This window comes from Halomonas sp. A3H3 (assembly GCF_000982975.1).
GTDB classification, from domain to species: Bacteria; Pseudomonadota; Gammaproteobacteria; order Pseudomonadales; family Halomonadaceae; genus Vreelandella; species Vreelandella titanicae.
This window is the reverse complement of sequence record NZ_HG423343.1, coordinates 518,465-531,153: the sequence shown is the minus strand read 5'-3', so window position 1 is coordinate 531,153 and position 12,689 is coordinate 518,465. Positions and strand designations below refer to the sequence as shown.

At 52.8% G+C, this 12,689-nt stretch carries 9 protein-coding genes; 4 read left to right on the top strand and 5 right to left on the bottom strand.

The features are described from left to right. Positions 1-2,485, top strand: a 2,485-nt coding sequence (locus HALA3H3_RS26890) for a condensation domain-containing protein (RefSeq protein ID WP_158414234.1), incomplete at its 5' end; no start/stop codon positions are given. 306 nt (positions 2,486-2,791) lie between these two features. Here HALA3H3_RS26890 and HALA3H3_RS02300 read toward each other — a convergent pair. The 5 genes from HALA3H3_RS02300 to HALA3H3_RS02280 all read right to left on the bottom strand — a co-directional run bounded on the left by HALA3H3_RS02300 (position 2,792) and on the right by HALA3H3_RS02280 (position 10,011). Further along, on the bottom strand, positions 2,792-3,667 hold the full coding sequence (locus tag HALA3H3_RS02300; protein WP_022522167.1) for an ABC transporter substrate-binding protein: 876 nt from the start codon (positions 3,665-3,667) through the stop codon (positions 2,792-2,794). Between the two features lie 479 nt (positions 3,668-4,146). After that, positions 4,147-6,324, bottom strand: a complete 2,178-nt coding sequence (locus tag HALA3H3_RS02295; protein ID WP_022522166.1) for a TonB-dependent siderophore receptor — start codon at positions 6,322-6,324, stop codon at positions 4,147-4,149. A gap of 238 nt (positions 6,325-6,562) precedes the next feature. Next, on the bottom strand, positions 6,563-7,408 hold the full coding sequence (locus HALA3H3_RS02290; protein WP_022522165.1) for a formyltransferase family protein: 846 nt from the start codon (positions 7,406-7,408) through the stop codon (positions 6,563-6,565). A 174-nt stretch (positions 7,409-7,582) separates the two neighbouring features. Then, positions 7,583-8,875 carry a lysine N(6)-hydroxylase/L-ornithine N(5)-oxygenase family protein gene (locus HALA3H3_RS02285; RefSeq protein ID WP_022522164.1) on the bottom strand — a complete coding sequence of 431 codons (1,293 nt, stop codon included), beginning with the start codon at positions 8,873-8,875 and terminating at the stop codon, positions 7,583-7,585. 23 nt (positions 8,876-8,898) lie between these two features. Then, a complete protein-coding gene (locus tag HALA3H3_RS02280) occupies positions 8,899-10,011 on the bottom strand; it encodes a GNAT family N-acetyltransferase (RefSeq protein WP_022522163.1) in 1,113 nt (370 codons plus the stop codon). A gap of 211 nt (positions 10,012-10,222) precedes the next feature. Here HALA3H3_RS02280 and HALA3H3_RS02275 point away from each other — a divergent pair, with 211 nt between their 5' ends. From HALA3H3_RS02275 to HALA3H3_RS02265, 3 genes are read left to right on the top strand one after another with little or no spacing between them, the layout of a single operon-like run. After that, a complete protein-coding gene (locus HALA3H3_RS02275) occupies positions 10,223-11,878 on the top strand; it encodes a cyclic peptide export ABC transporter (RefSeq protein WP_022522162.1) in 1,656 nt (551 codons plus the stop codon). A 35-nt stretch (positions 11,879-11,913) separates the two neighbouring features. Next, positions 11,914-12,192, top strand: a complete 279-nt coding sequence (locus HALA3H3_RS02270) for a type II toxin-antitoxin system RelE/ParE family toxin (RefSeq protein WP_022522161.1) — start codon at positions 11,914-11,916, stop codon at positions 12,190-12,192. An 8-nt stretch (positions 12,193-12,200) separates the two neighbouring features. Next, on the top strand, positions 12,201-12,482 hold the full coding sequence (locus tag HALA3H3_RS02265) for a HigA family addiction module antitoxin (RefSeq protein WP_022522160.1): 282 nt from the start codon (positions 12,201-12,203) through the stop codon (positions 12,480-12,482). Positions 12,483-12,689: the final 207 nt, after the last annotated feature.

Below are 12,689 nucleotides of genomic sequence, written 5' to 3'. Positions count from 1 at the left end.
TGATACCGCTTTACTGCGTGAGCGACTAGGGCAAAAGTTACCGGATTATATGGTGCCGGGAATCGTGGTGACGCTTGAGGAACTGCCGCTGAATGCCAACGGTAAGGTAGACCGCAAGGCCTTGCCTGAGCCGGAACCTGCCAGCAGTCCGAAGTACGAACCTCCACAGGGGGAAGTGGAAGTGGCACTGGCGGAGCTGTGGCAAATGGTGCTCGGTCGCGATGATATTAGCCGTAATGATAGTTTCTTCGAGCTGGGAGGCGATTCCATTCAGTCCCTGGGGTTGATTACTCGCCTGCGTCGGGTTGGTTGGTATTTGGCACCCAAGGATGTATTCCTCAAACCCCGCTTGGTAGAGATGGCGACGGCTTTGGAGCCGCTGGCCGTTATTCCGGCACGAGTCGAGTCGGTGGGTGGCGGCTTGCCGCTGACGCCGATCCAAGCTCATTTCTTCGATCAGCCGATGTCCAATCGTTCCCACTGGAACCAAGCACTGTTGCTAAGGGTCAAGCGCTCCTTGGATCCGCGGTGTTTGTTCCAGGCCGTCCAGGCCCTGATCGACCATCACGATGGGTTACGACTCGGATTCTATCAGCAAGATGAACAGTGGATGGCCTTCTATCGCGATACTGAATCGGCGGAACGGATCTTGCGGGTGGTTGAGCTAGAAAGTTTTGAGCAGGTACCTGCGGCCTGTGACGAGGTTCACGGGAGTTTCGAGCTGTCGCACGGGCCACTAGCCGGCCTGCTGTTGATGAACCTGCCTGGGGGCGAGCAGAGACTACTGCTGAGCATCCATCACCTAATTGTGGATGGGGTGTCCTGGCGCATTCTCCTGGAAGATCTGGATCGAATTTATCGCCAGATCGAGGCAGGGTCCGATCCCGAACCTGGACTATCCAGTGCTAGTTACCAGCAATGGGCGAACCATCTTTCTGATCGAGCAGCCAAGGGTGTGTGGGATCAGGAGCTGGATGACTGGCTGGAAATTGTCTCGGGTGATGACTCCTGGCCTGTCGATGATCCACAGGGGCGCAATGCCGCGATCGATGTCGGTGAGTGTGAATGGCGGCTGTCAGCGGATCCGACTCGCCGATTGTTGCGGGAAACCCTGGCTATCCACAAGGCTGGAATCGATGACATGCTCCTGACGGCGCTTGCCGAAGGGTTAAGAGCCTGGGGCGGCCTGGAGCAACCGCTGGTAGCCGTCGAAGGGCATGGCAGGGAACCCTTGGATGACACTCTCGATCTGAGTCGAACCCTGGGGTGGTTTACCTGCCTCTATCCTCTGCGGCTCAAAGCTACCGGTAGCCCTGCAGATACTCTGGAACTCATTCGCCTACGGAGGGCGGCAGTGCCCGGGAAAGGAATAGGCTTTGGTGCGCTGCGCTATCTCGGTAAACCGGAGGTTCGCGCACGGCTATCACGTGCTTCCTCCCCGCGGCTGGCCTTCAACTATCTGGGGCAACTGGATGAGAGCTTGGCGGGCAGCAGGTTCCAGCCTGCCCCAGAATCCCCAGGGAAACTGGTGGATCCATGGAGTCCATTGAATTGGGAACTAGAAATCAATGGCCAGATTCATCGGGGAGAGCTGTCCCTCACCTGTCGCTATAGTGACAAGCGATATCATGCACATACCGTGCAGCGGTTGATGGATGCTATTGGTCGATCGTTGGAAGCGCTGATCGCTGCCACACCGGCTCCTTCCCATCAGAGGAAGGTGCCTGTTTCCCTTCGGCGAGAAACAGAGCAAGGTCAGGGAAGGCTCAATCCATTGCTTCGTTTGGCGGATGGTAACGACAGTGGGCCAGCCATATTTTGCCCTCATCCGGTGAGTGGCACAGTGGTTGGTTATTACCCTCTAGCCGCGAAGCTTGCGCCGGAGTGGGCCATCTGGGGATTGCAGAACCGGCAGGTTCAGGAGCCGAGTTGGCGCGATACCTCCCTGGTGGATATGGCGCGGGACTATGTTCGGGCAGTGCTGGAGCAGCAGCCTAAAGGGCCGTACTACCTGCTGGGGTGGTCCATGGGCGGTACCCTTGCGTTGGAAATGGCCGCGTTATTGGAGAGGCTGGGTAAAACCGTGGCCTTCGTCGGGCTGATCGATGGCTACGTACCCGGTGCAGGGCGGGACGAGGCCTATTCGGAATCGGGCAATATACCGGACGGCCAGCAACAGGACGATTGGCAACAACTTCTTGCCGTGGAACAGCACTTGCGCCATCTTGCCCTTGGGCATGATCGGCTTCGCCTGTTGCACGCACCTGTGCATGCCTGGTGGGCGTCTCAATCACCAGAAGGCAACGAGAATGCCGAAGCATTGCTGGCCCAGGCGATCGGACACTCTCTCTCAAGTTCTGTCTGGTTGGATACGGATCATATGGGAATCGTGCGGAATTTATCCTTCCTTGAGCAACTTGTGCATCAAGTCGACGATATCTTGGCTGGTACGCGCGCTCTGGAGGGAAATGAGTTAGTGAAGTAGTGATGAAAATAGCCCTATTGGCGATATCGTCAATAGGGTCATTTCATTTAAAACAATTGTTATTGTGGTTAATGCTATAGGGGTAATAAGAGTTTTCTCATTGGTTCAGTGACATATGAATGATGGCTCTAGCCCTAAGACAGATAATGCCCTTGTCTTTGAACTGTATAATAGGATTTCCTAGCGGATGAGATATCAGGCAGCCATGGCTGCAAAGCCATAACACTTGGGATGGAGGTTGGGTTTCTCCATTAGTTGTTAGTCAATTTTTCAGCTGATTTCTGGATAGTAATAATCCTAGATGTGTTATTCACCTGTGATTTGACTTGAACGCGAAGCATGGCCGTTGATATCGCTTTCAATGAGCTGCCTCACAAGACTGTCGGCAAAGCGTCGGGCGGCTGGTAGTCCTCCCCAAGACCAGAAGTCGAGAGGTAAGATGGCGTAGTTGTTCTGTTGTATGCTAGGCCAGTGGCGCCATTGGCCATCAGATATTAGTTGTCTTTGTCCCCCTTCTGGGCCGTAGGGGCTGTCGAGAAATATCAGTTTAGCGTTGATATCAAAGACAGATGCTGCGCTGACAGTTTTAAACCCCCACTGCCCTAATTCTTCCTGCCATGCGTTCTGAAGGCCAAGGCGATTTAATACCATGCCTTCTACGCTGCCATTTCCATGAACGCGGGCATGGCGCTCATCCATTAGACGAACAATTAACAAAGGCGTGTCGATGTGATTAAGCTGCCTTTTTAAATCGTCAAAGTGACTGTTGATTTGCTCAATATAGTGTTCCGATGCGGCAGGATCATTGACTAGATTGCCAAGCAATCGAGTCAAATCTTCAAGAACGTTCCAATGGTTTTGTTCATCATGATTATCGGAAAAATTATAAAGCCGATATTCCTGAACGTCAGCAATTTCTCTGAGCTTTGGTATTAAGCTGACATGGGCGGGCGGTGAAATCAGAATATGTTGCGGAGGGAGGCTTGCAAGAAGCTCAAGGTTAGGAAGATGACGATAGCCGAGATTAGTCGCAAGGGGAATGATGCCATCTTGACGTGTGTATGTCTCGTAATCCTCAAGACCTGATAGAAACATAGGTGGGTGGCCAATAGCTGTGAGCGTTTCAGCAATTGCGAAATCAAAGGTTGCTAATGACGTTTCGTTGGCTACATTGCTTGCCATTGAAACATTGCCAATGCATGACCAGATTAGAAGGATAATCGATAAGGACGTTCGCTTATGGTATGCAGAGGGGAATGAGGCCTCTATAAGGTGTTTCAATATCATGTTTGTCTTTTTAGCTGGATGGTTGGAATACTTGCATCTGACAAGTAGTGCTAGTGGGTCAAGTTACCATAATGGAACCGCTACACAATCACGCCGAAAGCGGGGGACTGTGTTGCGGTTCTCTCTGTCACTGCCTGACCATAGCCATCCGATGAAATAGAGGAAAAACGATCATGGCTTATCTATCAATTGCTGGCTGTGATTTAGCATGATCATCAGAAGGATGCGACACCTTTTTTCTTCCCTCCATACACACGATTAAACTATAGCTCGACATCCTATGGTCAGATGTTGAACCAGCCACTGGCGTTTTTCATGCACTAGGTCTAAGGAGGGCGAAGGTTGGCGACTTCCTATGACATTCGGCACTACGATTACCATTGATAAGATGCTGTGCCTATAATACTTCGAGGCTCGCCATAGAAACACGCATAGGTACAGGACTCGATATAGGTTTCATCGGTCAAGTTGGTCGCATTTAAGGACAGTAGCCATGGGCCCGTCTCATAGCTGACCATGGCATCAACAAGCGTGAAATCAGACACTTCTCCATCAAGAAATGAGTTAGGAAGCGTTGAGCCGACATAGCGTATACCAGAACCCACTTTTAGGCTTGGGAGTCCGAATTCACTGAATCGATAATCACCCCATAATGAGAACTGGTTGTAGGGTGTTTGCCCGGTTCGCTCGCCGACTTTGTCAGGAGTAGCCGGGCTGCTTTTCGTTGTACGCGCATCGGTATAGGCGTAGGCTGCGACCAGATTGGTGTTAGGGCCGATTTCTGTTTTGGCCTCTAGTTCAATGCCGCGTGAGCGTACTTCCCCCATTTGTCTTTGGAAACTGGTGTCAACTGGGTCGGTAACTAATACGTTTTCCTGGGTCAATTCGTAGGCGGTGGCGGTTAACAGAGTATCCCAACCTTCTGGCTGGAAACGGATACCAAGCTCATACTGTTCGCCTCGAGTGGGCTCGAATTGATTCCCACTGCGGTCGGTACCAGTAGCTACCTCGAAGGATTGGCTAAAACTGGCAAAAGGAGCTAAACCATTCTCGGCTAGGTAAACGAACCCGACACGGCCAGTGAAGGCATCATCATCTTGCTGCTGTTCTTGTGAAGGGTCGAAATACCGGGAAGATTTGGTATCCGTCCAATCCTGGCGGCCGCCCAACATGACAACCCATTTATCGGCAATTTTCATTTGGTTCTGAAAATACAAACCCACTTGCTCATTGCGGTTGACTTGCGAGTAGGTATTGGGGATAGGCTCGCCTAGCTCGCTGCCATATACTGGATCATAGAGATCAAGGGGGGAAACTGTGCGGCGGTAACGCTCAGATTCTTGGCGCTGGCGGGTGTAGTCGAGGCCGACCAGAGAAGTATTGGTCGTCGCTCCGGCCTCCCAGTCATACTGCAAAGAAGTATCAGAGGTGAGTGCTTTGGAGGCATCACGCCGATCATTTGCGGTTCTTGAATAGAGTCGACCGTCGGTGCTCTCAGGGCTCTGAGTAAGACCAATATTGTTGACATCTCTATCAGTGTGCATGGTACGTAGGTTGTGGCGTAGTTTCAGGCGATTTGAGAAATCGTGTTCAAACAAGTAGCCGATAGAGTAGCGTTCATTATCATATTCATCATAACCTGGCTCTCCTCCGAAACGTTCTCTGGCAATATTTCCATTAGGATTAGGGAGGATGGTGCCGTTGGAGGGCAGTCCCCAGAAATAGACGCTCTCATCATGTTGATACTCGCTTAGCAGAGTCAGCGATGTATCCTCGTTAGGTTGCCACTTAAAAGCGGGAGCGATATAGGTACGATCATCGGGAACATGGTCAATAAAAGTGTTGCTTTCGCGGCGTAGCATGGTCAAACGGTATGAAAACTCGCCCTCTTTATCTAAGGCATCCGAGAAGTCCGCAGATATTTGGCGTCGATCAAAACTGCCTGCCTGAATATTAACTTCGCGCAACGGCTCACTGGTGGGGCGCTTGCTGACCGTGTTAATCAAGCCCCCAGGAGAGGCCACGCCGTAGAGAATTGACGAAGGACCTTTGAGTACTTCCAACCGCTCCAGGCCATAAAGCTCCTGTTGCCCGTCGAACACGTTCACTTGATATTTACTGCCATCCCGATAACTGTTGAATAAGCCGAAGCCGCGACTTGTCATGCTATCCTGGGTTGTATCCGCGCTGCCCCCGCCATAAGCGTTTGACAATCCAGCCGTATAGCCCAGAGCCTGGCTGACGTTTCGAGCGCCATAGTTGCGAAATTCCTCGCTGCTCACTACCGAGATAGATTGTGGTGTTTCAATAATCGGTGTATCTGTCTTGGTACCTGTTGCACTGCGACTTGCTGCAATCCCTTGCACTGGCCCTGTGGCTTCTTCATAGATACGGCTTTCTGTCACTTGCAGTGTAGGTAGCTCGGTAGAAGATCCACTACCTGACGAGGTACGTTGTTCAGCATCCTGAGCAAGCACGACCGTTGGGGCACTACACGCAGCAACAGCAATAGCTGTGGTTAGCCACCGTTTGCGGAAAGAAGGTTGGTTCACGAATGTTCTCCTTGCATTAGATTCATTTTGATTTTTTGTAAATGCTAATTGTTATTGTTTGTATTATGAGTATTTGCATCTTGATGTCAACTTCGTGTGAGCATCCGGGAGGGGGTAATCCTGAATTCAAACCAAAATTGAGGATTGGCTTAAGATTATGGTGCGATGACTTCGTGCTCACAGGTAAGGGAGCACGAAGTGTCGTTGCCTGATTTAGTGCTGCGGCTATTCAATTAATTCAGCACGTTGAGGAAGCCGTGATGTCGTTTTTTAGAGCTTCCAGCCCCTCGTGAAGCGCGGGAAAGAGGCTTTTATTAAAGTTTCGCCACCGTAATTCAATGATGGAGTCATCTGGTTCGATATGAGTTTCCAATAGGTCGTAGATGACTTCGCCAGAATCAATTCCACTGTCCACATAATGGAGTGAGGCACCAGTCTTGTTGATAGTAGGAACGCTTTCGGTCTCCATTGTCTGCCAGTTGATAACTTTTTTTCCTTGAGCCCCGTACAGTGCATCAAATGTTGCCGAGGCACCCCGCCTTTGATATGGGGAGTCTTGGCGCGTAAGCCCAGGATGGATATTGACGATCTTGCGATAAAAAGGGCTCTGGGGGCGGATGAGCTCGTCTAGAATGACTAATAGGCCATCAAGTACGACGACATCTGCTCCGACTGCCACTAACTTTTCTAGCAAGCTTTTTTCAAAAGTCGATTTCGCAGGGAGTCTATCGGGCGAGTCGGTTGGTAAGCGTCGGTAAGTGGATGGTATAGAGCAGAAAAGATCGTCAATGTGTGATCCCTTCACAAAGAGTTCTTGTGGCAAGATCCACGGCTTTCCTAGTTGACGACAGAAGCCATAGTCTTTGAGCTTCTCTTGATCTTTTATTGAGCCTTCATCGTCATCATAAATCACAGTTTCCAGAGAGTAGGCATCGCCTAGCGGAGTTTCGTTGAGGGATGTCACCAGATACTCAAGAGGGGACATCATGTACTGTTTCTCCCCCTTATACTCAATGTATTGCCCTGCTTTATCGGCTGCAGCATTTCTCAGTGACAGGATATAAGCTAGTTTTAGTTTAGACATGTTTTATCCATGTTTTCGAATAGTAGATGTTAGTTTTAAGGCTCATCAGTCATGCTGACTTAGTGCCTGTGCTTCAACCGAAACGGTATTCAAGAACAGCATCTAGTTGCGACGCCCAGTGGCCAAGAAGTGGCCTGACCACTGGTATGATTTATGGAAGTGAGTTGATGAAAACTAGGATATAGTAACCTCCTGCTTACAGGGAGAAGGGGCATATAAGGCAGTTGTCTGATCTAGTGCATCACAAATCTCACTTGTCCTTGCCGCCAAAATCGATAGCAGGGTGTCGCTTAAACCATGGGTGGGTTCGCAGCTGCCTTGCAGGAAAATAGCCGGTTTGAACTCAGGCTTGGTGTAGAGCTGATAGTGGCGATTGACAGCAAACTCAGGCAGGTAGTCCGCGACGGGGGCCAGTAGCTGTTTATGGGTGTCGCGTACATAGCCTGTGGCTAACACTACTGCGTCGTAGCGGGTGATATCCGTATGGCCAGTCTCCAAATCACGCACGTTTAGCTCAACGCCTTCAGGGCCTGCTTCACTGCCGGTAACCTCATGGCGGCGACGGAAGCGGTGGCGGGCCTGGCCGGTTACTTTTTGCTGATAGAACACATCGTAAATCTCCTGAATCAGCGCCAAGTCAGGGGCTGAGTAGTTGGTGCTTTTGTACTCCTGCAGCAGTGCTTCCCGCTGGCCGGTGGGGTTGTTGAACACGTAGTCGGTGTATTCGGGATTGAAAATCTCGTTGACGAAGGGGCTATCGTCGGAGGGTTTAAAGGCCCATGCCCGGCTAATAAGATCCACTTGAACGCCTTCACGACCGTGCAGATCAAGGAATATTTCAGCGGCGCTCTGGCCCGCACCGATCACCGCGATGCGTTTGGGGGCGTCTTGCTTCGCCAACTCCCGGAGGTAGTGGCTGGAGTGGAAGACCCGTGGGTCGTCTTTTAGCCCGGCGAAGCATTCAGGCACATTGGGCGCACCACCCACGCTAATTACCAATGAACGGGTGAGCCTTTCCTGCACCGCGCCGCTCTCATTCCGTGAACGCACGCGGAGGTAGGCGACCTCGTCGTTGTCAGTTTCGGGCAGCACTTCAAACACATCCTCTCCATAGGTGCACTGGTGTTCAAAGTGGCTGGCAGTCCAGCTTAGGTAGTCATTGAACTCGTGGCGGCTGGGGAAGAAGGTCTGCAGGTTGATAAAGTCCTGCAGGCGGCCTTTGCTGTGGAGGTAATTGAGGAAGCTGAAACGGCTCCCTGGGTTACGCGGCGTGACCAGATCTTTGAGAAAAGAGATCTGCATATGGGCATTTTCCAGCAGCATATGCGGGTGCCAAGCAAAGCAGGGCTGGCGCTCAATAAACAAGGCATCCTTCGCTTGCCCTGCCTGGCGCTGTTCGTCGAGAGCTATGGCCAGGGCAATATTGGAGGGGCCGAAGCCGATGCCGATCAAATCGTGAATATGCATAAGAGTCCTCGTGGCTGATGTGTCTATGGGGTGAAGCGTGGATCGGGTCGTGGGGCTGACCCAGGGTGCGAGGGCTGCGGAACCCAGCAGCGCTCGTTGAAAAAGTGTTCGCGTAGCTGCATGCCGAGCATGGCCCGCTTATGGGGGAAATCGAACGCCTTTACATGGGCATAACCGCACTGGGCAAGGTTGCGCAGCATCTTGGCGTTATCCACGCGGGGTTCAATCACCAAGCGCTGGGTGCGGCAGTCGTCCAGGAACAGGTAGTGAGAGATAGAGGGCAGCCAAGCGGCGACATAAGGCCGCCCGCCAAAAGCGGCTTCGCCTATGAGTACGTGCCAGCCACGGTCAAAGTCACTGGTATCGTAATAAGCGCCGATGCGATCCTCCTTGGCCCAGTAGGTCTCGAAATAACCGAAGGGCTCACCGTCGATACAGCCGATCAATGGCACAACGCTGGGGTTCTGGAGCGTGCTTTCTAGCCGCTCGCGATGCTGTTCCAAATCACCCCGCTCTTCCCAGAAATGGGCGACGACCGGGTCGTTCATCCAGCGGTTGAAGCGCTCCAGATCAAGTTCCAGGTCAAGCACTCGAAAGCTTAAGGTGGCATCCAGCCAGGCAATATGACGCTGATAGACCGTGCCACTGGGGCGCGGCGGGCGGCGTGGGTGTCGTTTTCCATTCTCCAATATGGGCTGCTGCGGGTAAGGGCGCGTGGGTGGCGAGTTAAGCCAAAGTGTGGGTAACTGCCAAATTAACTCGGCATAGACCCAGAGCTCCCCATGGCTTTCTTGAACCGCGATGCCGGCGGCACACAGGTTGGCGTGCAAAACACTAGGTAGCTGAAGGCGTAGCGCAACACTGGCCGGGTAAAAGGCAAAAGCCCCTTCGATAGCGGCAAGCAATGCCGGGAAAGGTGGTGCTGAACGCTGTGACCACTGCAGCATCAAGGTGCTGTTATCGTCTACTAGCAACCACTCAAGACGCTCTTGATGTCCTTCCACATAAAGTGTTTGCGTGGTTACCTCATAGGAAACTTGATAGGTGCACCCCTCTGGGCGTGAGAGCAGCGAGGCCACCGCGTAGCTTTCAGAGGGTACGTGTACCTGTGGTTGTGTCTGGACAGAACTGGACACCGCTAAGCTCCTATCGAAAAAACGAATCAAAAAACAGCAATAAAAAATCACCCCCACCGAAGGGCGGCGTACTGACTTCTCTACCTAAAGACGAATGAGAATGAGGCATGTTTACATAAAAGATGGCTAACTTTTTGTGGCGCTGGTTCGTCTTATGGGTAGATGCCGCTTTCCAATAGCTTTTTTCCAATCGCTTTCCAATGAGGTGAATGTGCTTTCCTATCTGATTCGTCGAACCCGCGGGTTGATGACCGCCGCTGCGCTGGCCAGTATTCTCTCGGGGCTTTTCAGCGTGCTGCTGATTGCCCAAATTAATGCGGCGTTAACCAGCGACTCTGCCAGCCGCGCCAGTGCGGCCTGGGCCTTCGCGGGTATCGCTGTGGCCCTAATGGTCTGTCGGATGGTGTCGACGGCGCTGTTTGAGCGGTTGGGGCAGCGTGCTCTGGCCGAGTTACGCAGTTTTGTCGCCCAGTGTGTGGCCGAGACCCCCTTTGCTCAGTTCGAGCGTGTGGGCAGTGCGCGGATCCAGTCGGCGCTCACCGAGCACAGCAACAATGTGGCGGTACTGTTCGTTAGCTTGCCGGTGATTTTGACCAATACGGTCATCGTGGTGGGGTGCTTGGGCTACCTGGCAATGCTTTCATGGCAGGTGTTTTTATTTGCACTTGGGGTGATTGGGCTGGGTGCTGTCGGTTACCACTTGGTGCACTTACGCGCTATTCACTACCTCCAGGATGCCTCGTCAGAGCAGGATCGATTGTTTGGTCATTTCCGCGCGCTGACCGATGGTGCAAAAGAGCTACGCCTACACCAGCGCAAGAGCCGGGTCTTTATGGATCAGATACTGGGGGAGTCGGTTGAAGGCGTGCGGCGGCTGCGCACCTATGGCATGTCGCTGTTCGTGATCTCGACCAGTTGGGGGCAGTTCCTGATGTACGCCTTTATCGGTCTGGTATTGTTTGTGTTGGCGGGCGATGGGCCTAATCAAACCCAGGTAATGACCGGATTTGCCCTGGTGTTTGTGTTTATGGTGACCCCCCTTGAAGGATTGCTGATCAATATTCCGCGGATCAATATGGCGCGGGTAGCCGCTAGCCGAATTGATGACATCACACGAGAGATGCCCCAGGGGCAGGAGAGACAAGCGACTACCCAGACTACCCAGGTGCCTGCTTTGCAGCATCTTGAGTTGCGCGACGTCACCCATCAGTACTACCACGAGCAGAGCGATGACTTCTTTGAGTTGGGGCCGATTAATCTGAGCTTTACGCCGGGGGAAGTGGTGTTTCTGGTGGGGGGCAACGGTAGCGGTAAGACCACGCTGGCCAAAGTAGTGGTGGGGCTTTACCCGCCGGAAGGTGGCGAGGTATTGCTCAATGGCGAGCGGGTCGAAGCGGATGGCTGGGATGCCTACCGGCAGCTCTTCTCGGTGGTGTTCTCGGACTTCCATCTCTTTGAACGCCTGTTAGAGGCACCGCGTGATGGTCTGGACGAGGAAGGCAACCGCCTGCTGGCCAAGTTGCACCTGCAGCACAAGGTGCGGGTTGAAAACGGTGCGTTCACCACCCAAGCACTCTCCCAGGGGCAGCGTAAGCGTCTGGCGCTGGTGGTTGCCTACCTTGAGGATCGGCCCTTCTTGGTGTTTGACGAGTGGGCGGCGGATCAGGATCCGTTATTCAAAGAGGTGTTTTACTGCGAGGTGTTGCCCGAGCTAAAACGCATGGGCAAAGCGGTGCTGGTCATCACCCACGATGACCGCTATTTCCACCTCGCAGATCGATTGGTGCGGCTAGAGAGTGGCAAGCTGTTGGCGCCAGAGCAGCCGGATGGTACGGAGGAGGTGTTAAAGACGGCTGAGGCTACATAGTTGATAGACGTGTAGCGTGGCTATACACTGCGCATATGATCAAGAACTTTCGACACAAAGGCCTGCGCAAGTTCTTCGAAACCGGCTCAACTTCCGGTATTCAGGCCAAGCACGCGACCAAGTTGCAAATCCAGCTAACCGCGCTGGACAGTGCAAAGGGCCCTGAGGATATGAATGCACCGGGTTGGAGGCTGCATCCATTGTCTCACAAGCTGAAAGGGCACTGGTCTATCACTGTCAACGGGAACTGGCGGCTCACCTTCGCTTTCGAAGGCGAGGATGCCATCCTCGTTGATTATCAAGACTATCACTAGGAGGTCGCATGAATCGTATGCATAATCCCGCGCATCCTGGCACTGTTTTGCGCGAGTACATTGGCGATATCTCTGTTACCCAGGCGGCCCAGCAGCTTGGCGTGACGCGTACTGCGCTATCGCGGATTCTGAACGGTAATGCCGGTATTTCTGCCGACATGGCACTGAGGCTTGAGCAAGCATTGGGTACCAGCGCCGAAATGTGGCTGGAAATGCAGCTCAAGTATGAGCTATGGCAAGCGTCACAGCGTCCACGCGCTCAGGTCACCCCTCTTCACGCGGCGGGGTGAAGGCAAGCTAAAGGTCATGTTCCATTTGCTTCGTCCCTGCGATGGATCAAGGGGGGGGAAGGTAAACGCTAGCTCACAGCCCCAGCGCTGGTAATAAAGCCTCCTGGGCCGGAAGCCCTCTCGTAAATCCGCCAGCACCGCCATACTGACCACATCTACACGGTAACGATCCCGCAAGCGGTAATGATAAGTATACAGCCGTTCGGC

Bases quoted from the DNA above. Each gene is read 5' to 3' on its own strand.
- HALA3H3_RS02300 (WP_022522167.1), bottom strand. From the start codon at position 3,667: ATGGCAAGCAATGTAGCCAACGAAACGTCATTAGCAACCTTTGATTTC.
- HALA3H3_RS02290 (WP_022522165.1), bottom strand. From the start codon at position 7,408: ATGTCTAAACTAAAACTAGCTTATATCCTGTCACTGAGAAATGCTGCA.
- HALA3H3_RS02285 (WP_022522164.1), bottom strand. From the start codon at position 8,875: ATGCATATTCACGATTTGATCGGCATCGGCTTCGGCCCCTCCAATATT.
- HALA3H3_RS02270 (WP_022522161.1), top strand. From the start codon at position 11,914: ATGATCAAGAACTTTCGACACAAAGGCCTGCGCAAGTTCTTCGAAACC.
- HALA3H3_RS02265 (WP_022522160.1), top strand. From the start codon at position 12,201: ATGAATCGTATGCATAATCCCGCGCATCCTGGCACTGTTTTGCGCGAG.